Raw genomic sequence first — 19,800 nt, 5'->3', positions numbered from 1 at the left:
CAGGTCAATACGGCGAATTTTCTGCCAAACACAGCGCTCGTGCGCGCCGCAGGCGGTGGGCTTGCTAGCATGCGAAACATGCACATTCTCTGGAATTACCTGCGCCCGCACTGGCGCCTTGCCGCGCTGGCGCTGCTGCTGGCAGGCCTCGCACAGGTGCTGAACCTGGTCGACCCGATCATCTTCGGGATGATCATCGACGACTACGCGCTGCACCCGGGCGGCAGGAGCGACGACGAACTGGTGGCGGGCGTGCTGCGCCTGCTGGGCCTGGCCGTGCTGGTGGCCCTGCTGGCGCGCCTGGCCAAGGCGCTGCAGGAATACGTGACGCGGCTGGTGGTGCAGAAGCTGGGCGTGGCGATCTTCAACGACGGCCTGCGCCAGGTGCTGCGCCTGAAGTACCAGGAATTCGAAGACCTGCGCAGCGGCGAGACCCTGTCGCTGCTGCAGAAGGTGCGCGCCGACAGCGAGCGCTTCATCAACACCTTCATCAACACCGTGTTCGCATCAACGGTCGGGGTGTCCTTCCTGGTCTGGTACGCGGTGACCAAGCACTGGCTGCTGGTGCCGGTGTTCCTGGTCGGGGTGCTGGTGCTGGGCGGGCTCACCGGCTTGCTGAGCCGCGAGATCAAGATCCAGCAGCGCTCGATCGTGCGCGAGACCAACCGCAACTCCGGCTTCATCACCGAATCGCTGCGCAACATCGAACTGATCAAGAGCCTGGGCCTGACCTTTACCGAGATCCGGCGCCTGCGTGCCCAGACCGACAGCATCTTCGCGCTCGAGATGGCCAAGGTGAAGCGCATCAGGCTGCTCTCCTTTTTACAGGGCAGCACGCTGAGCCTGTTGAAGCTGGCGATCCTGTTCGCGCTGCTGTGGCTGATCTTCCGCAAAGTGCTGTCGCCGGGCGAGCTGATCGCGATGCAGTTCATCTCGGTGGCGATCTTCGCGCCGCTGCAGGAGCTGGGCAACATCATCCTGGCGCACCGCGAGGTCGAGGCCTCGCTGCTCAACTTCCGCACCCTGATGGACAAGCCGATCGAGCGGCGCCCGCAGGACTTCGTCGAGATCGGCGCGCTCGAGCAGATCCGCTTCGCCGACGTGGGCTTCCGCCACAAGGGCGCGCAGGAGGATTCGCTGGTGGATATCTCCTTCAGCGCCGCGCTGGGCCAGACGGTGGCCTTCGTGGGGCCGTCGGGCTCGGGCAAGTCGACCCTGGTGAAGCTGCTGGTCGGCCTGTACACGCCGGCGCGCGGCAAGGTGTACTACAACGAGATCTCGACCGCGGACCTGCGCTACAACGAGGCCCGCCGCCAGATCGGCTTCGTCACGCAGGAGACCCATTTGTTCGCCGGGACCATCCGCGACAACCTGCTGTTCGTGAAGCCGGATGCGACCGACGAACAGATCATGGCGGCGATGGCGCAGGCCTCGTGCGCCAAGCTGGTCGAGAAGTCGCCCGATGGGCTGGACACCGTCATCGGCGAGCGCGGCATGAAGCTGTCGGGCGGCGAAAAGCAGCGCCTGTCGATCGCCCGCGCGCTGGTGCGCGAGCCGCGCCTCTTGATTTTCGACGAGGCGACGTCGGCGCTGGATTCGCTGACCGAAGAGCAGATCACCAACACGGTGCGCGACATCTCGGCGCGTGCCAGCCAGATCACGATCCTGATCGCGCACCGGCTCTCGACCGTCATGCACGCGGACACCATCTATGTGCTGGAAAAGGGCCGCGTCGTCGAAACCGGCTCGCACGACGCGCTGGTGGCGCAGAAGGGCCTGTACTACGCGATGTGGCGCCAGCAGATCGGCGAGCGGCCCGTGCCGGCCGGCGCGGTTCAGGCGTCCGCGGGATAGCGCAGGCCGATCTGCCCGCGGATCCGGTCCAGCAGGGCCATGTTGGACAAGGTGTCCTCGTGCGTCATCAGGGGATGCTCGATCAGGCCCTCGCGCAGGCAGCGTCCGGCCTCGATCGCTTCATGCGTGTAGCCGTTGCCCAGGTAGGGCGTCGGGATGGTGCGCGAGGAACCGTCCTGCAGGTCCACGGTGATGCGCTCGGCCAGGTGGAACATGCGGTGCATGCGGATGCTGCCCTTGGTGCCGGAGACGATCAGTTCCGAGGCCGAACGCGCGCGGATCGAACAGCTGCACACCGACAGTGTGCCGCCCTGGTGCTTCATGGTGAAGGCGGTGGTTGCATCCACGCCCGTTTCGCTCATGATGGCCTGGGCCTGCACGTTCTCCACCTTGCCCAGCAGGGCGCAGGCGATCGAGAGCGGGTAGATGCCGAGGTCGAGCAGGGCGCCGCCGCCCAGTTCGCGCTTGTTGACCCGGTGCTCGGGGTCCAGCGTGGCCGAGAAGCCGAAATCGGCATGCACCTGGGTGACGGTGCCGATCTCGCCGGATGCCATGATGCGCTTGACTTCGGCGAGCGCCGGCAGGAAGCGCGTCCACATCGCCTCCATCAGGAACAGGTTCTTGGCGCGCGCGAGCGCCACCACTTCGCCGGCTTCGCGCCGGTTGATGGCAAAGGGCTTCTCGCACAGCACGGCCTTGCCGCCGCCCAGGGCCAGCAGGGAGTTCGGCGCATGCATCGGGTGCGGCGTGCCGATGTAGATGATGTCGACCTCGTCCGCCCTGGCCAGCGCCTCGTACGAGCCGTAGGCCTGTTCGATGCCCAGCTCGCGCGCGAAGGTCTGCGCGCTCTCGAGCGTGCGCGAACCGACTGCCGCCAGCACCGCGCCCGGCGCATGCTTCAGCCCCAGCGCGAATGCGCGCGCGATGCCGCCCGTGCCCAGGATGCCCCAACGTACCGTGTCGTCCATCGGATGTCTCCTTGTCTCTGGATGGTGGCTTCAGGATCGTGCGCTACGAAGCATACTCTCGCAATCGGGCCGGAGAAAAATCGCTTGCAATTAAATAGTGCGCTATGTATTATCTTTTCCATGGCAGCGAGGCTGCGGTCAACCACCCGACAGCGGCGCTGTTTAAGTAGTGCGCTATTTAATCGCTATAAAACAACCGGGCCCTGCCCACCAACAGCAAAGGAGCATCATCATGGCAATCGACAAAGTCCTCTACCGTGCAAGCGCCACCGCCACCGGCGGCCGTGAGGGCCGCGCCGTCTCGTCCGACAAGGCACTCGACCTCAAGCTGTCGACCCCAAAGGAGCTGGGCGGTGCGGGTGGCGACGGAACCAATCCGGAACAACTGTTCGCTGCCGGCTACTCGGCCTGCTTCCTGGGGGCGATGAAATTCGTGGCGGCACGCGACAAGCTGAAGATTTCGCCGGACGTGTCGGTGCAGGGCAGCGTCGGCATCGGCCCGATCCCGACCGGCTTCGGCATCGAGGTCACGTTGCAGATCAGCCTGCCGGGCGTGCCCGAGGAAGAGGCGCGCACCCTGGTCGAGCGCGCCCACATCGTCTGCCCGTACTCGAACGCGACGCGCGGCAATATCGACGTAAACCTGCAGCTTGTCTGACGCGTTCCGTTTTCCGGATGGGGAAGCCAGCCTGGCCAGGCTGGCTTTTATTTTTTTGACAGCGCTTTTACTTATTGCTGGATATAACCGGCATTTAATAAGCGAGCTCTTCAATTTCACAATTCATTTCCTGAATAACGGAAATAGGCAAGCGGAATAATCGATAAAGGCGGCGCCTGTTCAATGAGAAGGAAATTGCTTAATCGCTTATTCCATTTGCGCCAAATGTAATCCTTGCCGGCTTGTTTAATCAATGTAGAGCGAGTGGCGCGGCCAGTACGAGAGCAAGCGGACTGAAGCATTTGCTTACATTTAGGCCTTGTTTCGCTATTTCGTGCTTACTTTTGCAGGATTTTGTATAGGTTCTTTAATGGTGTTGTCATCTTTGCGTCGGCACAAAACAACGGCATAAAAATTTTTTCCGCACGGCAAACAAAAAAATTTCCGAGCGTATAGAATTGCCTCCCATCAGCTTCCTGACTTAAATATCTCAATCGATCAGGATGGGCTGGCAATTCTGAAAATTCCGAAAAAATTTAACAATTCACGTAAGCCGATGCACACCACTGTTTCTACTTCGCGTTCTTCTTTCAGCCTCGCGCAAACCCAGCAATACGCACTTCCTGTCCTGTTCGCCCTGTTCGGCCTGATCATGGGCTCGTGGGCCGGCCGCATCCCGGCCCTGGCCGAGCGCGTGCAGGTATCCCACTCGGCGCTGTCGATGGTCCTGCTGTGCGGCGGCCTGGGCGCTGTCATCTCTTACCCGATCTCGTCCTTCCTGATGGGCCGCTTCGGCGCCCGCAAGTCGGCGCTGATCGCGGGCATGGCCCTCCTGTGCGTGCTGGTGTCGATCGGCATGGCGCCGACCGTGCCGCGCCTGATGCTGGCGGTCCTGATGCTGGGCATCACCGCCAGCACCTTCGACGTCGCCATCAACTCGGCCGCGAGCAAGCGTGAGAAGACGACCGGCAAGGCGGAAATGTCGAGGCTGCATGGCCTCGCCTGCGCCGGCGGCCTGGTGGGCGCCACCCTGGGCAGCCTGATGGCCAGCATGAAGATCGCGCCGGGCACCCACTTCCTGATGCTGGCCGGTCCGCTGGCCCTGGTCCTGTGGGGCGCCTTCAGCATGATGGACGCCGACGATTCCGCCGAAAAGGTCGAGAAGAAGTCGTTCTCGCTGCCGCGCGGTCCGCTGGCACTGCTGGGCCTGCTGGGCTTCCTGGGCTCGATGTCGGAAGGCAGCATCGCCGACTGGAGCGGCGTGTTCCTGAAAGAGCACTTCGGCGCCTCGGACGGCCTGGCGCCGCTGGCCCTGTCCGCGTTCTCGGTCATGATGCTGCTGTCGCGCATGGTCGGCGACAAGATGAAAGTGCGCTTCGGCGCCCAGCGCCTGGTCATCCTCGGTTCGCTGGTGTCGGCCTCCGGCCTGTTCTTCGCCGTGATGGCCCCGAACGCCTATGTCGCCCTGGCCGGTTTCGCGGTCGCCGGCCTTGGCATGTCGCTGCTGTTCCCCTTCGTGTTCAGCGCAGCCGGCGCACAAGGTCCGATGGCCCTGGCCGCCGTCGCCAGCATGGCCTACAGCGGCAGCCTGATGGGCCCGCCGGTGATCGGCGCCGTCGCCCACTTCGTCGGCATGCAGGCAGCCATCGCCTACGTCGGCGGCCTGTCCCTGGTCATCGCCTTCGTTGCAAGCCGTACCAGGCTGCTGAAGTAAGTCTCCCGCCGGCTCCCTGCCGGCACCGATCCTCGCACGGCGCAAGCCGGCTTCCAACGCAGACCGCGCCATGCGCCGTCTGCGTTTTTTTTGTTTGCGCTATCCCAAGCCGGTCCCGGCACTGGCCGAACTTCGCCCGCCGCGCCATCTCCAACGGACAAGCCCCTTGATCACGGAGATGCCATGACGAGCACAACCGATGCAGCCGCGGTGACGCAGTTCCACGATGGCGAGCTTGCCCAGGCCGACTGGCCGAGCCTGCACCGCGCGGCCGAACTCCCGGGGGCCTGGCCTGCCATCGACGCCAACCACCGCTACAACTGCCTGCTGTGGCAGGAAGAAGACCGCGCACGCCGGGTCGACGTTCCCGCCGCCGAAATCGCTACCAGCAAACGCCTGATCGACCGCTACAACCAGCAGCGCAACGATGCGGTCGAAGCCATCGACGAAGCGCTGCTGGCCGGCCTCGCAGCTGCCCATTGCGCCGAGCCCGTCCCGGGGGCGCGCCTGTCGAGCGAGACGCCCGGCGCGATGATCGACCGGCTGTCGATCCTGTCGCTGAAGATCCACCACATGCAGCTGCAGACCGAACGCAGCGATGCGGGGCAGGCGCACGTGCAGGCGTGCAGCGCCCGGCTGCAGCGCCTGATCACCCAGCGCCACGACCTCGCCGCCTGCCTCGACCAGCTGCTGCGCGAGGCGCGCAGCGGCCAGGCCTATTTCAAGGTCTACCGCCAGTTCAAGATGTACAACGATCCCGCGCTCAACCCCTACCTGTACGGGCAGGCGGCCGGCGGCGCGGCGCAGGCAGGCGGCTGAATGGCGCTGCCGCGCATCGACGTCCTGGTCCCCACCTGCGGCCGGCCGGCGGCGCTGGCGGTCACGCTGACAGCGATCGGTGCACAGGACTATCCCGCGCTGCGCATCGTCGTGTCCGACCAGACCGAGGGCAGCACTGCCCTCGGGCAGGCCGAGGTGGTCGCCGTGCTGCGCTACCTGCGCGCGCGGACACCAGCTCGAGACCTGGCACCACCTGCCGCGGCGCGGCATGGCGGAGCAGCGCGCCTTCCTGCTGGCGCAGGTCCAGGCGCCGTATTGCCTGTTCGTCGACGACGACGTCATCCTCGAGCCGGGCCTGGTCAGGCGCCTGCACGGCCTGCTCGCGCGGCAGGGATGCGGGTTTGCCGGCAGCGCGGTGCATGGCCTGAGCTACCTGGGCCAGGAACGCCCCGCGCAGGAGCAGCTCACGTTCTGGGAAGACCGCGTCGAGCCGGAAACGGTAATGCCGGGCAGTAGCGCGTGGGCACGCCATCACCTGCACAGCGCCGCCAACCTGTTCCACCTGCAGCGCCGTCTCGGTGTCCCGCCAGACCAGGAGCGTGCCTACCGCGTGGCCTGGGTGGGCGGCTGCGTGATGTTCGATAGCGCCAAGCTGCGCGCTGCCGGCGGCTTCGATTTCTGGCCGGCGCTGCCTCCCGAGCATTGCGGCGAAGACGTGCTGGCCCAGCTGCGCGTCATGGAGCGCTTCGGCGGCTGCGGCATGCTGCCCTCCGGCGCCTATCACATGGAGTTGCCCACCACGCTGAAAGAGCGCAGGGTCGATGCGCCCTGGGCGCTGCTGCCGCACGCCGATCCCGCGGCATTGTCGGCTTCCCTGGCGCCGGCGCAGGAGCGGCCATGAGCGGCGAAGCGGCCCGGCTCGGCGGGGTGGCGAAGATCGCGGCCCTGCGGCCGAACGCGGTGGGCGACTTCGTCTTCGTCCTGCCGGCCCTGCACGCGCTGAAGCACGCCTATCCGGACGCCGAACTGGTATTCCTCGGCAAGGCCTGGCACGCGGATTTCCTGGAAGGGCGGCCGGGACCGGTCGACCGGGTCGTGGTCTTGCCGCCCATTCCCGGCGTCGGGGCGCCCGTGGACGAGCCGGTCGACCAGCAAGCGGTCGCGTGCTTCGTCGAACGCATGCGAGGGGAAGGCTTCGATATCGTGCTGCAGATGTACGGCGGCGGGCGCTACTCGAATCCCTTCGTCATGCGCATGGAGGCCAGGCTGACCGTCGGCGCGCGCGCGGACGGCGCCCCACCGCTCGACCGCTGGGCTGCCCACGTCGAGCCGGCCAACCGGCGGCTGGCCTTGCTGGAGATCGCCGCGCTGGCCGGCGCGACGCTGCCGTGGATGCAGCGCGAACTGGCCGTCACGCCGGCGGACCGCAAGGCCGCGGCGCAGGTCCTGCCAGCCCACTACGGGGACGCAGCGCATGGCCGGCTGGCCGAGTACGGGACCACGATGCCGGCGCCGCCGCAGGGGTGTGAGCGTCCACTGGTGCTGCTGCAGCCGGGATCGTCCGATCCGCGCCGCTGCTGGCCCGCGGAGCGCTTTATCGCCGTCGGCGATGCGCTGGCCAGGGCCGGTGCGCTAGTCGCCGTCAACGGCACCGCGCAGGAGGCCGGCCTGGTGCGGCGGATCCTCGGCGGCATGCGCCAGCCGGCCCTCGACCTTGCCGGAAAGCTCGGGCTGGGCGGCCTGTGCGGCCTGCTCGAGCGTGCCGCGCTGGTGGTATCGAACGACACCGGACCGCTGCACCTGGCGCTGGCCATCGGCACCCCGGCCGTCGGCCTGTTCTGGCATACGAACCTGGTCGACGGCGCACCCTTGCGGCCGGGCCTGCTGCGCGCTGCTGTCTCGGCCCAGGTGCGCTGCAGCGTGTGCGGCGCCGACAACCGCGCATCGCGCTGCCCGCACCAGGAGAGCTTTTTGCACGATATTCCGGTCGACGACGTGCTGGGGCTGGCGTTCGCGCAGTTGCAAAGCCAGCCTGCCGTCGCATCGAGTGCGTGAAGCCGTGCGGCGTCCTGACCCGGCGAACAGGGCCGGTGCCTTCACCAATACGGCCACATCCCCGTCGCGCGTTGTCCGCTCGGCTCCGTCCCGGAGAGCAGGGCGCGGGCATGCTCGAGCACCACCGCGGCCCGCTCGGCGGCCGGATCCCAGATGCAGCGGTGGCGCAGGCGGTCGAGCGGGGCCCAGCGCGCAATGTCCGCCTTGCTGAACACCACCACGCTGTTCAGCCCGAGGCCGGCCGCGATATGCGATACCCCGGTGTCGTTGCAGATCAGCAGCCGCGAGCGGCTCATCAGGGCCGCCACTGCGCCGATCGAGATCGGCGCCGCAGCCTCGATCGCGGGCGAACACATGTGCTCCGCGACCGCGCGGGCGAGCGGGGCTTCGTCGGCTGAACCGGTGAGCACGGTGTCCAGGCCGAATTCCTGCCTGAGCTGGTCCGCCACTTCCGCAAAGCGTTCCGGGGGCCAGCATTTGTCGCGCTTGCGTGCGCCGGGATGGATGCAGATGTAGTTGCCGGGCTCGAGGCCAGGGGCGACCTTGCTGGTGTCGAGTTCGTCGATGTCTTCGCGCCGCAGGGGAAATTCGAGCTGGGTGCCGGCGTCCGGCGCGCCCAGCCGTCCGAGCAGGATCAGCAGACGCTCCTGTTCGGCGCCCGCGTCGGGCCAGGGCACCAGCAGGGTGCGCTCGGTCTGGCTTGCTTCGCCGCGGGTAAAGCCGGCCATGGCGCGGGCGCCGAAACCGGCGACGATATGGTTGGTCACGTCGCCGCTGCCGTGCAGCTGCAGGGCGAGGTCGAAACCCTGCTCGCAGATGGACGCATAATAGGCCGTGAGTTCCTCGTGGCGCACCGCCTGCTCGGGCAGCAGCGGGTGGCCCGGGAAGGGAATGAAGTCGTCGATGTAGGCGTCGAAGCGCCGGGCGAACTGCGCCGCCCAGGGCAGGCCCGTGAGCACGATCCGCGCGTCCGGCAAGGCGGTGCGCAGTGCACGCAGGGCAGGTACCGAACAGAGCATGTCCCCCAGCTGCAGGGCGCGAAACACGATGACGCTGCGGATAGCGTGACGGTGCAGGAACGAACGCCGATTCATGTGTTCTCCAAATAATCCAGCCTTGCGCAAATTCCACAGCCAGGCACCACAGCGGCGGATCGGTCTCCAGCAGTCACAAGCAGGTCTTGCACGGTTACCGGCGCGTCACGCGTGGCACAGCCGGTCGAGGACGTTGCGGGTAATGCGTTCGACCCTGCGGTCGCGTGCCTCGCCCAGCACCTGCGCCCAGTCGGTGGTCCCGGCGGAAAACACGGTGCCGCCGTGCCGGAACATGCCCATCGCCGCGACGTGGATGCCCTCGCCGGCGCCATGGCCTACCAGCGCCGGTCGAGCGGGCAGGCGGCCAGCAACTGGTAGCCGTCTGGCGTCCCCGCCTCGTCGCGCCAGGCCGACAGGATGGCCTGGCCGTCCGGCCCGATGTGGTCGACCGGTACGCCGTCGCACTCGTATCCCGGCAGCGGCGGCCAGGTATCGGCGCCGAGCGACGCGCCATGCGCCAGGCCGGTGCCCGCGAAGATCCAGTGTCCGGGCTGCTGGACGATGAAACCGGGGGTGTCGCGCGGGCCGTCCCACCAGCCGCCGCCATGGCGGTAGCTGGCGCCGCTCAGGGAGTCTTCCGGGCGCTGGGCGCCGGTGGCGGGCCACCAGTGGTCCCAGGCGCCGTGCTTGCCGCCCTGGTGGCACACCATGGCCGTGCCCTCGTCGACCAGGTGGATCGGGCCGCGTAGGACGCCACCAGCACAGGTTGGCGCCGAACAGGGCCAGGTTGCCGCCGCCGGCGACGAAGTCTTCGACCGCGTCGCGCGTGTCTTCGCTCCAGTATTCGTCGTGGCCCACACTCACCAGGAGGCGGTAATCCTGCAGCAGCGACGGCTGCGCATGGATGTCGAGGTCGGTGCAGAAGTCGGCCGCATAGCCGCAGCGCGCCATCCAGCGGATGAAGCGCGCATCCCAGTGCGCGAAGGTCTGGCGCGGGGAGCGCGGGTCGTAGTGGTCTTGCGCGCCCCAGGTCAGGCCGCCGATGCCGCCGCCGGGCCGGCGCAGCGAGACGCGGGCGCCGGGCAGATGCGCCGAGCGCGGCGGATTGGTGTAGAAGCAGCCGCCGCCGGAGCAGTTGTAGGCGTGCCAGGTGGCGACGGGCAGCTTGTACAGGATGGTCTTGCTCGCCCTGGCGCGCACGACGAACAGGGCGGCGGCGGAATCGGCGGACAGCCGCAGGGGCTGGCCCTGCGGCAGCTCGAGATGGGCGAGGTAGACGCCCGAGGGCCAGCCGTCTCCGGTCTCGACCTGGTAGGGTGGCCACTGCCAGTCTTCGTCGGCGCGGCCGTCGGGCAGGTGCTCGGCGCGCAGCCAAGCGCCCACCCGCACGGGCACCAGCCCGTCTTCCCATCGGTAGATGGCGATGCGAAAGCGCGGCTCGTCGCCCGAGACGTGCAGGGTGAGCGTCTCGCCCGCCCGCACGCTCGGGCGCCCCGGGTAGGCACGGATCATACCGGCAGCTCCGGCTCGCTGCGCTTGGTCACCAGGAAGGGCGGGATCGCCAGTGCGTGCAGGGGCATCTGCCGGAACGCGGCGACGGCCTCGAAGGGCGTCTCGACGATGGGCTCGTCCTTGCCGTTGAAGGAGGTGTTGAGCAGCACCGGCACTCCGGTACGCACCTCGAAGCCGGCCAGCAGGGCGCGCAGCAGCGGGTCGTCCGCAGGGCCGACGGTCTGCAGGCGCGCGGTGCCGTCCACGTGGGTGATGGCCGGCAGCATCGGCGCGACTTCGGGCCGCACCGGCGCGGCGAACTGCATGAAGGGAGACGGGCCGGCCACGTCGAAGTAGACGGCGGCGCGTTCTTCCGGCACCACCGGGGCGAGCGGGCGGAACCATTCGCGCTGCTTGACCCGCGCATTGATCCAGTCGCGAATACGGTCGCGGCGCGGGTCGGCCAGGATGCTGCGGTGCCCGAGCGCGCGCGGGCCGAATTCGCTGCGGCCCTGGTACAGGCCGATCACGCGCCCGGTGCACAGCAGGTCGAGCATGCGCGCGCACAGGGCGTCGCGGCCGCGCGGCCGTTCCACGACTAGGTCGGTGGCGCCGTCGAGCGCCGCTTCGATGTCGGACAGCTGCGGCGGCGGGCCGAGATAATCCGCGCTCCAGCGGAAGTCGCAGGGCCGGCCGGCCAGCTCGGTGAGCCCGTAGATGGCGCAGCCGAGGGCGGTGCCGGCGTCGCTCGGCGCCGGCGGCAGGAACACGCGGCGGAACGGGGTCTCGCGCAGCAGGCGCTCGTTGGCGGAGCAGTTCAGGGCGGTGCCGCCGGCGAAGCACAGGTGCTCGGCCCCGGTCTGGCGGTACAGCCAGTGCGCCAGCGCCAGCAAGGCGTCCTCGAAGGCGCGCTGGCCGGCGGCGGCCAGGTTGGCGCAGTCGGTGAAGCGCGCTTCCGCGCTGCCGAAGCGGAACCGGCTGCGCTCGCGCAGCAGCGAGCGCCAGGCGGACGGGATGCCGACCGCCATGCCTTCGACGTCGAGCGGCGGCAGGCCGAGGGCCGCCGGGTCGCCGTAGGGGGCCAGGCCCATCACCTTGCCTTCGTTGCCCTCGCCCGGGAAGATCGCCTGGGTCAGCAGGAAGTAGAACATGCCGAGGCCGACGAGGCGGCCGTCGACGTGGCGGGCGCCGTCAGGCGGCCGGACCTGCTTGCCGATGCAGCGGATCTCCTTGCGGCTGGCGGTATAGAAGGAAGAGACCTCGCGCCAGTCGCCGGGCGTGCTGGCGGCGCCGCTCCAATGCTCGGTGAAATCGGAGACCGGGCTGCCCTGGCCGTCGATGATCATTACCGCGGCCTCGTCGAAGGGGGAGGGGTGGAACACGCTGTACAGGTGCGCCAGGTGGTGCGAGATGCGCGCACGGCGGCTGTCGCGCGCCAGTACCAGCGTGGCGGCCAGCTCGTCGTCATAGACGGGCAGGCTGCCGATTTCTTCATCGGACGAGAAGCATTCGACGACGATGTCGACCGGACGCTCGAGCCCGGGCAGGCGCGGCGCATAGTGGTCGCGCAGGTCGCCGGGCTTGCTCCAGTGGTGCTTGTGGCGTGTGAGTCGTTCTTTCTGGATGGCCCAGGCAAGGTGCGAGCCCTGCATGAGGCAGATGCTGGCGTCCTGGGTCCGGTTAATGCCAAGCACAACTGGGGTGTCGTCCATCGGTGATCTCCTGGTGTCGGGGGCGATGCAGCGAACAGCCCAACTTTGAGCCTGCTGAGCAGGATTAGTTCACTTCGTTTGTGTCGGAATCGGTTCTTAAGAGAGGCGCAAGAAGGGCGCCGAGAAAGGCGGTATGATCGGGTTATTGCCCTGTCCGCCCTAGCCGATCCGACCATGCTCCAGACACCTTCCAGCTTCACGCCGCTGTTCGCGCCACGTCCCGACCCTGCGCCCCTGAGCTTCCTGTTCCACGGCGGCCGCCTGCTGGTGCGCGAGCATGACCTGGCGCTGCCCGACGCCGCCACGCTCGACCGGCTGGAGGTGGACCGTACCCGCCTGCAGCCGCTCGGCCTGTACGGCGAGCGCTATTGCGAGACGGGCTGGTTCGACAGCGAACCGGCGCTGCCGCCGGGCTATGCCCTGCGCAGCCTGCGCTCGCTGTTCGCGGACATGGACGAGGCCTTGCTGGGGCTGGCGGCACGCGCCGCCCAGGTTGCGGAATGGGCGCGCACCCACCGCTTCTGCGGCGCCTGCGGCAGCGGCACCGTGCTGGCGGCCGGCGAACGCTGCTACAAGTGCGTGCAGTGCGGGCACATGGCCTACCCGCGCATCTCGCCGGCGATGATGGTCCTGATCAGGAAGGGCGACAGCGTGCTGCTGGCGATGCACATCGCCTCGCCGACCAAGCGCTTCGTGCCGCTGGCCGGTTTCCTGGAGGCGGGCGAGTCGGTGGAAGAGGCGATCCACCGCGAGGTCTACGAGGAGGTGGGGCTGCGGGTGCAGAACCTGCGCTACTTCGCGAGCCAGTCCTGGCCCTTCCCGCATTCTCTGATGCTGGCCTTTACGGCCGACTACCTGGATGGCGAGATCCGCCTCGACACGTCGGAGATCTCGGAGGCGCGCTGGTTCGGGCCGGACGACGAATGGCCCGAACGGGTGCCGCACGTTTCAGTGTCGAGCGTCCTGGTGGATTCGCACCGCCCGCCAGGGCGCTAGCACTCAGGACTGCGCCGGCGCATTCTCCGCGCGTACGACAACCTGAGGCTGCGGCTGCGGCTTGGCCCCGGTGCCGCGCAGCTGCACCGCGCGCTGCAGCAGGTCGAACCAGAACGGGGCGCCGAACAGCGTGGTGCCGGCAGTGATCAGCCAGCCGGCCACCTGCAGGGCAAAAACGGTGTCGAGCCGCGGCGGGAAGCTGCTCCAGCCGATCGGCATCGCCCACAGCTGGCGCAGTGCCTCGGCGTCGAGCGCGCTCGGGGCGGCCTTGATCTGGGCGGCCAGGGCCGGGTTCTGCCACAGGGTCTGGAACAGGTGGATGCTGTCGATGTTCAGCAGGATGGTGAGCAGCAGGGCCAGCAGGAAGGAAATCAGGAGCTGGCGCCGTTTGTAGACGCCGGACAGGCGCTCCATGGCGCTGTTGAACCAGCCGGCGATGCCTTCCTGGAAGCGTCCTAGGTCCCCGCTGGACTGGCGGTACAGGGCCAGCAGCACGCGCTTGACCTGTTCGTCGGGCAGGGCTTCGATCGCTGCCTGCAGCGGAATGGCCGGATTGCTGCGCAGCGAATCGAGCAGTGCGATCGCGAAGTGCGCCGGTTCGATGTAGGATGGCCGCACTGCCAGCTTGCGCCGGGCAGTGGTGCTGCCGTGCGGATTGACCAGCGGATGGTCGTACAGGCTTTGCGCCAGCGCCTCGCAGCGCGGGTCGTCCAGCATGCGCTTGACCGCGTCCAGCAGCATGTTGGCGCGCAGGCTGAAGGCCGCCGCCAGCGCTTCCTGCAAGGTACTGACGACCAGCGCCAGGGTGCCGTAGCAAAACGTCAGGCCGATGGCGACTTCGAGGACCGTGCTGCCGAACATGGCGATCTCCCAGGACTGGAACCGCCTTCCACGCTACCGCTGTTGTGCGCGGTGACATTAACTTTGCTCAATAAACCGGCAGCCGCCGGAACCCTTCGTGCATTTTCTATATACTTGCGGCAATCGATTTTTTAAGGTTCACCATGTCTGACAAAGAAGCTTTCACCGAACACGACTGGCGCCGCCTGCTGACCAGCCTGGGCGAGGATCCGGACCGTCCGGGCCTGCAGGAAACGCCGCACCGCGTGGCGAAGGCCTGGAAACACTGGACCTCGGGCTATGACCAGGATCCCGTCGAAGTGCTCAAGGCCTTCGAGGACGGCGCCGAGGAATACAACGAACTGATCGTGGTGCGCGGCATCCCGGTCTACAGCCATTGCGAGCACCACCTGGCGCCCTTCTTCGGCAAGGCCACGGTCGGCTACCTGCCGAACGGGAAGATCGTCGGCCTCTCCAAGCTCACCCGCCTGGTCGACATCTTCTCGAAGCGCCTGCAGGTACAGGAACGCATGACGATCCAGATCGCCAACGCGCTGATGGAAGTGCTGGAACCGAAGGCGGTGGGCGTGGTCGTCAAGTGCCGCCACATGTGCATGGAAAGCCGCGGCATCCGCGCCATCGGCGAAGAGACCATCACCTCGGCCCTGCTCGGTGAACTGCAACCGAACCTGGCTTTGCGTACCGAGTTCCTGGCGCTGGCACGCGACTAGGACTAAGCTGTAAAGGCGGGCCGCCGGGCCCGCCTTGGAACCTGTTCCGGATCGCCGGCCTCCAAGTGATTTTCGGAGGACGCGCCATGGATCGTCCGGCATTTCCCAGCGATATTTCTCGCGAACAGTTCGAGCCCGTGCGCGGCATGCTGGAAGCGGCGCGCCGCAAGACCCGGCCCCGCAAGCACGACCTGTACGACGTGTTCTGTGCCGTCCTCTATTTCCTCCACACCGGCGCCACCTGGCGCAGCATGCCGGCGGGCTTTCCGCCCTGGCGTACCGTGCATGAATACTTCACGCAGTGGACCATGCTGCGCGATGGCGACCGCACCCTGCTCGAAAGCGTGCTCGAGAAATCGGGGCGCGAGATGGAACTGGCACAGCTGAGGCGCCTGCTCCACCGCCATTGAGCTGAAGCAGTCGCACGCGACATTGTCGGGGAATTGTCACAATCTGTTGCACTTCTTGAAAAGTGCGTCAGCCGGGCTCGGCTAAGCTACAGGAAAGCTTATCAATATTCTATCTTCGAGCCGGCGCCATGTTCGAGCACCTCAACCTGATCCTGTTCTCCACCCTCAACGCCCAGGCCGGCCTGACCGGCTGGCAGTTGATGGCTGCCATCTTCGCCGCGCAGTGGCTGATCTTCGTGATGCCGCTGTCGCTCGTCATGCTGTGGCTCGGCGGCGGGCCGGGGCGCGAGGTCGCGCTGCGCGCCTTCATCGCGGCCGGCTGCGCGCTCACGCTGAACGCGCTGATCGGCCATTTCTGGTACAGCCCGCGGCCCTTCGTCGCCGAAGTCGGCCAGACCTTCCTGCTGCACGCGCCGGACAGCTCGTTCCCCAGCGACCATGCCACCAGCATCTTCTCGGTGGCCCTGGTGCTGGCGTTCAGCCGGGTGCAGGAAGCGCGCCGCGTCGGACGGATGCTGCTGCCGCTGGCGCTGGTAGTGGCCTGGTCGCGCGTCTACCTGGGCGTGCACTGGCCGAAGGACATGGCGGGAGCGCTTCTGATGTCGGCGTCGATGGCCTTGCTGGTGCAGACGGCGGCCGTGCGCGCGGCATGCGCTCACTTGCTGCCGGTGGTGGAAAACCTGTACCGCCGCATGCTGGCGGTACCGATCGGGCGCGGCTGGCTGCGTCCTTGATGATGTCGATGATGACCGGGTAGGGCGGCGCGGCCGGCAACGACCTGGTCGCCACCTGCGTCGGGCGAGGGATCCAACGCACGCAGGACGCGTGGACGGTTTCCTGCGCCGGCCGCGCTTTCCTACGCTTATTGTTCCGCAGGAGTACCGGCAGCGGCGGCGGCCTCGAAGACCAGCTTGTCGTGCTCGTCGAGGTGGAAGCTGCCCAGCGCCTGGCCGGTGACCGCATTCGCCTCCGGCGCTTCCAGTTCGGTACAGCCCTGGGTTTCCACCTGCCAGACATCCTCGCCCGAGCGCAGCGTGTACACGTCCGGCCCGCTCGCGAACAGCTCGATCTCCAGCCCTGACAGGGACACCTTGCCCAGCTCCAGCTGGCGCTGGCAGTCCGGCATGCGGGCGACGATGAGGCGCAGCGTCGCCTCCTTGCTCCAGAAATAATCCTGCAGCACGCGCACGCTGAGCGCATGCTCCTTGCCCGCGATCGGGTAGCTGGCCGAATCGTTGACGCAGCCGGCCAGCAGCAGCGGTGCAAGAAGTGCAGGGAGCAGGTAGAAGGGCTTGCGCATGGCGGTTCCGTGGTCAGATGATGCGTGAAGGCATTGCCTGACGGAGTATAGAAGCGGCATGGGGCGGGCGCAACCGCGCGTGCCCTCCCGCCCGTTCAGAAATCGGTACCCAGGGTGAGCGACGCGACGGTATGGTGTGGCACCGGCAGCGGCGCACGGAACTCGGCGCTGCGGCGGATGGCCCGCAGTTGCGCGAACCAGGGGCCGTGTTCGCGGCCGCGGGTGCCGGGAAAATCCAGCCGCAGCCCGGCACTGAGCTCGCCGACCCAGCGCCGCGGCTTCACGCCGGGGTCGTCCTTCCACGGCCGGCCTTCGAGGAACAGGTTGTACGCCATGCCGCGCGCCTCCGCGCCCAGCACCAGCGTGCACTGGACCCAGCGTCGCAGGCAGATCGTGTCCAGGGGCCCGAGCCGGTTGACGATGCCCGGCGGCGCCGGCGCGACGGGCGGCAGGTTCTTGCCGATCGTGACGCTCACGCCGCCGGCCGCATAGCTCATGATGCTGCCGAGCGCAAGCCGCCAGTGGCCGGCCGTGCGCAGCTGCACGTCGCCCGCCAGGTCGCCCGACAGACCTGGCTAGGCCGAGCGCCGCTCCACCGAGACCAGCACGGCCAGGGTGTTGCCGACCTGGTGGTCCCAACCCTGCGGCCGCGGACGGTCGAGGATGCGGTGGAACAGTTTTTGTGCGGGTTCGGCCAGCGACAGCCTGCCGGTCACACCGGCCTGGGCCGTCAGGGTCGTGATCGATGCGCCATCCGGCGCCAGGAGCAGCCACTGGCGCTCCACGTAGAGCAGGCCGGCCCAGGGACGGTCGAGGGGCTGGGGCGCGGCCACGGTGATGTCGCCCGGGGTGTACATCAGCTGGCCGAGGCTGTGCTGGGAAAACAGGAAGCGCGCGTCGGCGCAGCCGAACAGGCGGCAGGCGGTGCCAAGCCAGCGCCGGGTGAGCGCACTGCGGTCGTCTTCCGTACTGCGCGAGACGAACTGGATGCCGTTGGTGTAGTAGCGGTCGGTATTGAAGCGGCTGTCGTTTTCCCAGACCAGAAAGCCTGCCGTGGCCGGCGCTTCCTGGCCGCTGCAGGGAAGCAGGACAAGGAAGGCGGAAAGTGCGAGAAGGCTGCCGATGGCGCGCATGGGTCGTCCTTTCTTATTCGAAACATCCTTCAGTCTTGTGCTTGCGTTAAAGCGCTTCTTGATCCACGGCAGGAAGCCTGCGGATTCGAGGCGCGCAACGCCGTTTCCGGATTTGCGCGAAGATAGGGCGCATGAAACAGAACGACACCAAGCAAGAGACCAGGTCGCCCTCAGGCATCGAGCTGCTCTCGCCCGAAGGCGGCAAGCCGGTCAAGATGTGGACGCAGGGCGTGCCCGTCGAGCGTGAAGCCAAGGAGCAGCTGGAAAAGCTGGCGCAACTGCCTTTCGTCTTCCACCACGTCGCCGTGATGCCGGACGTCCATGTTGGCAAGGGCTCGACCATCGGCAGCGTGATCCCGACCCTGGGCGCGGTGATTCCCGCCGCGGTCGGCGTGGACATCGGCTGCGGCATGATGGCGGCCAAGACCACCTTGCGCGCCGACGACCTGCCCGACAACCTGTCCGGCCTGCGCAGCGCTATCGAACAGGCGGTGCCGCACGGCATGTCGCCCAAGATCCGCAACAACAAGGGCAGCCGCGATGTCGGTTCCTGGAACACCCCGCCGCCGCCGGTCGATGCCGGCTGGGCCAAGCTCAAGGACGAGTTCGACGCCATCTGCCGCAAGTACCCGAAGCTGCGCGGCACCAACAACTACAAGCATTTGGGCACACTGGGCAGCGTTTCCTTGAATGCGAAGGAAAATTGTCAAAATATGTCGCAAATCTACAACAAAAATGTTGCCAGCAATAGTTTTACGTCACCCGTCTTCCCGACAGCACGAGGAACATCGCGTGCAGGCTACTGCGGGCCACGGTCGATCTTTCGCATGCCATATTGAGATAGAATTTTGGTTTCAATGCCTAGACCTGACAGTCGTAAAGGCTGGTTCGGTAGTGAATCGAATCTGCTGGCTGCGCTGAGCCGGCTTGAGGTACTTACCCGCCGGGCAAACATAGCAGTTGTTTTCGGCATCGAAGATGAAATCGCTACGGCTAAAAATGCCGTCGTGGTGCTCGGGTTTGTCCCATACTGGAACGTGCGGGATGATGCTCTTTTCTTCGACTAGCCATCCCAGCATTGTAAAAACGCCCTAGTTCGTATTGCCTACCAATCGCCGCGGCTTGATGGCAAACCATTCTTCGACGCGATCCGTAATAATTTTGATGGCTTCGACTTCCGCTATTTTGTTGACCGCCGACGCTTCGACGTCGACGATCACGCCTGCAGTCAGATCGATGCGGTAATGCGTTGAGTGAGCAAAATGGCCGGCCTGGCAGCGGCAATAGACCCAGAGCGGACCTAACTAGATGCCTTACTCGTAATCAAATTTAGGCCATTGTGCCAGTCGGGTACTGGACATTGTCTCAGCGATCTGAGCAACATCACGCCAGAGCACCGAAATATCGACGCCGCTTTCATGTGCTGCATCCTTGACCGCCATGACAACCACTTGAAGGGGAGTTTCGTCGATAAAATGGGAAACTGTGGCGGTCACGGACTGGGAGACTTTACCGGTAGAAAGCACCTCGAGCAGCATTTCGGACGTCATTACTGACTGATAGCTTACGTTGGAGGTTTGCGCGGCCATCGGCAACCAGGTTGCGGACTCAAGGGTTTCAATGTCTGCGGATCGAGACCGAGTATATAAAGGATGTCCTGCTCATCTTTTCCTGCTAGCTGCTGTACCTGGTCGATGGACAAGCCCAGTTCAGCACATCGTTCAAGAATTTGATTACTAGCATCCAAAGACCTAGCTTTCTCTTCCAAAGAGATCCTTTCACGCTTTAGTCTTTTTCCGAGGCCAGTGAATAAATGATCCCAGTCGCCAACTCTAAAGCCACCATCGACTATTGTGTGGCCTATACGCGTATCGGGATTTAGGGGCTGCGGGTTCGCGAACCGGAGTTTGCGTTTTTTAGTTGGATTCGTGCTCATCAATTCTTCTGCCCCTATCTCTCAGCGTAGGCGGCTGCTGCGACAAGTACCTGTCCCGTCCTTCCTTTGCGCAGCGCTTCGAGAGGAGTCTCGCCTAAGGAAATGAACTTGGTGGTGAAGAAATAGTATTTTACTGCGGCCGGCAACGATCCTAACGCTTCTGATAGGCTTTGTTGAGCAAATTGAGC

At 66.2% G+C, this 19,800-nt stretch carries 20 protein-coding genes and 3 pseudogenes; 12 read left to right on the top strand and 11 right to left on the bottom strand.

Annotated elements, in window-relative coordinates:
* The first annotated feature begins 78 nt into the window (after nt 1-78).
* The gene (locus B2R83_RS13660) at nt 79-1,854 is read left to right on the top strand and encodes an ABC transporter ATP-binding protein (RefSeq protein ID WP_292042218.1); all 1,776 of its coding nucleotides are present in this window, start codon (nt 79-81) and stop codon (nt 1,852-1,854) included.
* Here the strand turns inward: B2R83_RS13660 and B2R83_RS13655 are convergent.
* Complete coding sequence (locus B2R83_RS13655; protein ID WP_292042216.1) at nt 1,836-2,822, bottom strand: Gfo/Idh/MocA family protein; 987 nt, start codon at nt 2,820-2,822, stop codon at nt 1,836-1,838. The two genes, B2R83_RS13660 and B2R83_RS13655, sit on opposite strands and share 19 nt — an antisense overlap.
* Before the next feature lie 232 nt (nt 2,823-3,054).
* On the opposite strand from B2R83_RS13655, the gene B2R83_RS13650 reads away from it, so the two are divergent.
* The 5 genes from B2R83_RS13650 to B2R83_RS13630 all read left to right on the top strand — a co-directional run bounded on the left by B2R83_RS13650 (nt 3,055) and on the right by B2R83_RS13630 (nt 8,029).
* Nucleotides 3,055-3,480 (top strand): organic hydroperoxide resistance protein, encoded by a 426-nt coding sequence (locus B2R83_RS13650; protein WP_292042214.1) that lies wholly within the window; start codon nt 3,055-3,057, stop codon nt 3,478-3,480.
* 556 nt (nt 3,481-4,036) lie between these two features.
* Nucleotides 4,037-5,194 carry an MFS transporter gene (locus tag B2R83_RS13645; RefSeq protein WP_292042211.1) on the top strand — a complete coding sequence of 386 codons (1,158 nt, stop codon included), beginning with the start codon at nt 4,037-4,039 and terminating at the stop codon, nt 5,192-5,194.
* Nucleotides 5,195-5,377: 183 nt separating this feature from the next.
* Complete coding sequence (locus B2R83_RS13640; RefSeq protein WP_292042209.1) at nt 5,378-6,013, top strand: DUF4254 domain-containing protein; 636 nt, start codon at nt 5,378-5,380, stop codon at nt 6,011-6,013.
* 229 nt (nt 6,014-6,242) lie between these two features.
* Complete coding sequence (locus B2R83_RS13635) at nt 6,243-6,875, top strand: hypothetical protein (protein WP_292042207.1); 633 nt, start codon at nt 6,243-6,245, stop codon at nt 6,873-6,875.
* Entirely contained in the window at nt 6,872-8,029 is a 1,158-nt protein-coding gene (locus B2R83_RS13630; protein WP_292042206.1) for a glycosyltransferase family 9 protein, read from the top strand. Before B2R83_RS13635 ends, B2R83_RS13630 begins: the two co-directional genes overlap by 4 nt.
* Nucleotides 8,030-8,070: 41 nt before the next feature.
* On the opposite strand, the gene B2R83_RS13625 is transcribed toward B2R83_RS13630, so the two are convergent.
* The 4 genes from B2R83_RS13625 to B2R83_RS13610 all read right to left on the bottom strand — a co-directional run bounded on the left by B2R83_RS13625 (nt 8,071) and on the right by B2R83_RS13610 (nt 12,266).
* A complete protein-coding gene (locus B2R83_RS13625; RefSeq protein WP_292042203.1) occupies nt 8,071-9,123 on the bottom strand; it encodes a glycosyltransferase family 9 protein in 1,053 nt (350 codons plus the stop codon).
* Between the two features lie 105 nt (nt 9,124-9,228).
* On the bottom strand, nt 9,229-9,357 hold the full coding sequence (locus B2R83_RS13620; RefSeq protein WP_267872172.1) for a hypothetical protein: 129 nt from the start codon (nt 9,355-9,357) through the stop codon (nt 9,229-9,231).
* Nucleotides 9,358-9,398: 41 nt separating this feature from the next.
* Entirely contained in the window at nt 9,399-9,773 is a 375-nt protein-coding gene (locus B2R83_RS13615; RefSeq protein ID WP_292042197.1) for a N,N-dimethylformamidase beta subunit family domain-containing protein, read from the bottom strand.
* Between the two features lie 798 nt (nt 9,774-10,571).
* The gene (locus B2R83_RS13610; RefSeq protein ID WP_292042194.1) at nt 10,572-12,266 is read right to left on the bottom strand and encodes a carbamoyltransferase family protein; all 1,695 of its coding nucleotides are present in this window, start codon (nt 12,264-12,266) and stop codon (nt 10,572-10,574) included.
* A gap of 174 nt (nt 12,267-12,440) precedes the next feature.
* Between B2R83_RS13610 and nudC the strand changes: the two genes are divergently transcribed.
* Nucleotides 12,441-13,262 (top strand): NAD(+) diphosphatase, encoded by an 822-nt coding sequence (gene nudC / locus B2R83_RS13605; RefSeq protein ID WP_292042191.1) that lies wholly within the window; start codon nt 12,441-12,443, stop codon nt 13,260-13,262.
* Nucleotides 13,263-13,265: 3 nt separating this feature from the next.
* Here the strand turns inward: nudC and B2R83_RS13600 are convergent, their stop codons facing one another.
* Nucleotides 13,266-14,123, bottom strand: coding sequence for a hypothetical protein (locus tag B2R83_RS13600; RefSeq protein WP_292042187.1), 858 nt, complete (start codon nt 14,121-14,123; stop codon nt 13,266-13,268).
* Nucleotides 14,124-14,266: 143 nt separating this feature from the next.
* Between B2R83_RS13600 and folE the strand changes: the two genes are divergently transcribed.
* The 3 genes and pseudogenes from folE (at nt 14,267) to B2R83_RS13585 (ending at nt 15,977) form a co-directional block, all read left to right on the top strand.
* A complete protein-coding gene (gene folE, locus B2R83_RS13595; protein WP_027867092.1) occupies nt 14,267-14,833 on the top strand; it encodes a GTP cyclohydrolase I FolE in 567 nt (188 codons plus the stop codon).
* 86 nt (nt 14,834-14,919) lie between these two features.
* Nucleotides 14,920-15,195 (top strand): annotated as a pseudogene (locus B2R83_RS13590) (transposase); the annotation flags it as partial.
* Between the two features lie 176 nt (nt 15,196-15,371).
* A complete protein-coding gene (locus B2R83_RS13585; protein WP_292042183.1) occupies nt 15,372-15,977 on the top strand; it encodes a phosphatase PAP2 family protein in 606 nt (201 codons plus the stop codon).
* Nucleotides 15,978-16,105: 128 nt separating this feature from the next.
* On the opposite strand, the gene B2R83_RS13580 is transcribed toward B2R83_RS13585, so the two are convergent.
* Entirely contained in the window at nt 16,106-16,543 is a 438-nt protein-coding gene (locus B2R83_RS13580; RefSeq protein WP_285381029.1) for a hypothetical protein, read from the bottom strand.
* 95 nt (nt 16,544-16,638) lie between these two features.
* A pseudogene (locus tag B2R83_RS13575) lies at nt 16,639-17,676 on the bottom strand (lipid A deacylase LpxR family protein).
* Nucleotides 17,677-17,891: 215 nt separating this feature from the next.
* Here B2R83_RS13575 and B2R83_RS13570 point away from each other — a divergent pair.
* Nucleotides 17,892-18,356 (top strand): annotated as a pseudogene (locus B2R83_RS13570) (RtcB family protein); the annotation flags it as partial.
* 177 nt (nt 18,357-18,533) lie between these two features.
* On the top strand, nt 18,534-18,743 hold the full coding sequence (locus B2R83_RS13565; protein WP_292042177.1) for a hypothetical protein: 210 nt from the start codon (nt 18,534-18,536) through the stop codon (nt 18,741-18,743).
* Between the two features lie 24 nt (nt 18,744-18,767).
* Here B2R83_RS13565 and B2R83_RS13560 read toward each other — a convergent pair whose 3' ends face one another.
* The 3 genes from B2R83_RS13560 to B2R83_RS13550 form a co-directional block, all read right to left on the bottom strand.
* Nucleotides 18,768-18,896: a hypothetical protein gene (locus B2R83_RS13560; RefSeq protein ID WP_292042175.1), complete on the bottom strand. Its 129-nt coding sequence runs from the start codon at nt 18,894-18,896 to the stop codon at nt 18,768-18,770.
* Nucleotides 18,897-18,989: 93 nt separating this feature from the next.
* Complete coding sequence (locus B2R83_RS13555; RefSeq protein ID WP_292042172.1) at nt 18,990-19,226, bottom strand: hypothetical protein; 237 nt, start codon at nt 19,224-19,226, stop codon at nt 18,990-18,992.
* Between the two features lie 14 nt (nt 19,227-19,240).
* Nucleotides 19,241-19,612 carry a hypothetical protein gene (locus tag B2R83_RS13550; RefSeq protein ID WP_292042170.1) on the bottom strand — a complete coding sequence of 124 codons (372 nt, stop codon included), beginning with the start codon at nt 19,610-19,612 and terminating at the stop codon, nt 19,241-19,243.
* Nucleotides 19,613-19,800: the final 188 nt, after the last annotated feature.

Origin of the sequence: Massilia sp. UBA6681, from assembly GCF_002454935.1 — a bacterium.
GTDB lineage: Bacteria > Pseudomonadota > Gammaproteobacteria > Burkholderiales > Burkholderiaceae_D > Telluria > Telluria varians.
The sequence above is the reverse complement of the archived record's forward strand: the minus strand, read 5'-3'. Positions and strand labels throughout refer to the sequence as shown.

What these genes read in the sequence shown, in the direction of transcription:
- nudC (WP_292042191.1), top strand. Translation starts at nt 12,441, where the DNA reads ATGCTCCAGACACCTTCCAGCTTCACGCCGCTGTTCGCGCCACGTCCC.
- B2R83_RS13640 (WP_292042209.1), top strand. Translation starts at nt 5,378, where the DNA reads ATGACGAGCACAACCGATGCAGCCGCGGTGACGCAGTTCCACGATGGC.
- B2R83_RS13585 (WP_292042183.1), top strand. Translation starts at nt 15,372, where the DNA reads ATGTTCGAGCACCTCAACCTGATCCTGTTCTCCACCCTCAACGCCCAG.
- B2R83_RS13650 (WP_292042214.1), top strand. Translation starts at nt 3,055, where the DNA reads ATGGCAATCGACAAAGTCCTCTACCGTGCAAGCGCCACCGCCACCGGC.
- B2R83_RS13580 (WP_285381029.1), bottom strand. Translation starts at nt 16,543, where the DNA reads ATGCGCAAGCCCTTCTACCTGCTCCCTGCACTTCTTGCACCGCTGCTG.
- B2R83_RS13620 (WP_267872172.1), bottom strand. Translation starts at nt 9,357, where the DNA reads ATGTTCCGGCACGGCGGCACCGTGTTTTCCGCCGGGACCACCGACTGG.
- B2R83_RS13645 (WP_292042211.1), top strand. Translation starts at nt 4,037, where the DNA reads ATGCACACCACTGTTTCTACTTCGCGTTCTTCTTTCAGCCTCGCGCAA.
- B2R83_RS13555 (WP_292042172.1), bottom strand. Translation starts at nt 19,226, where the DNA reads ATGACGTCCGAAATGCTGCTCGAGGTGCTTTCTACCGGTAAAGTCTCC.
- B2R83_RS13660 (WP_292042218.1), top strand. Translation starts at nt 79, where the DNA reads ATGCACATTCTCTGGAATTACCTGCGCCCGCACTGGCGCCTTGCCGCG.
- folE (WP_027867092.1), top strand. Translation starts at nt 14,267, where the DNA reads ATGTCTGACAAAGAAGCTTTCACCGAACACGACTGGCGCCGCCTGCTG.
- B2R83_RS13600 (WP_292042187.1), bottom strand. Translation starts at nt 14,123, where the DNA reads ATGTTCGGCAGCACGGTCCTCGAAGTCGCCATCGGCCTGACGTTTTGC.
- B2R83_RS13630 (WP_292042206.1), top strand. Translation starts at nt 6,872, where the DNA reads ATGAGCGGCGAAGCGGCCCGGCTCGGCGGGGTGGCGAAGATCGCGGCC.
- B2R83_RS13625 (WP_292042203.1), bottom strand. Translation starts at nt 9,123, where the DNA reads ATGAATCGGCGTTCGTTCCTGCACCGTCACGCTATCCGCAGCGTCATC.
- B2R83_RS13565 (WP_292042177.1), top strand. Translation starts at nt 18,534, where the DNA reads ATGCCTAGACCTGACAGTCGTAAAGGCTGGTTCGGTAGTGAATCGAAT.
- B2R83_RS13635 (WP_292042207.1), top strand. Translation starts at nt 6,243, where the DNA reads ATGGCGGAGCAGCGCGCCTTCCTGCTGGCGCAGGTCCAGGCGCCGTAT.
- B2R83_RS13615 (WP_292042197.1), bottom strand. Translation starts at nt 9,773, where the DNA reads ATGGTGTGCCACCAGGGCGGCAAGCACGGCGCCTGGGACCACTGGTGG.
- B2R83_RS13550 (WP_292042170.1), bottom strand. Translation starts at nt 19,612, where the DNA reads ATGAGCACGAATCCAACTAAAAAACGCAAACTCCGGTTCGCGAACCCG.
- B2R83_RS13610 (WP_292042194.1), bottom strand. Translation starts at nt 12,266, where the DNA reads ATGGACGACACCCCAGTTGTGCTTGGCATTAACCGGACCCAGGACGCC.
- B2R83_RS13655 (WP_292042216.1), bottom strand. Translation starts at nt 2,822, where the DNA reads ATGGACGACACGGTACGTTGGGGCATCCTGGGCACGGGCGGCATCGCG.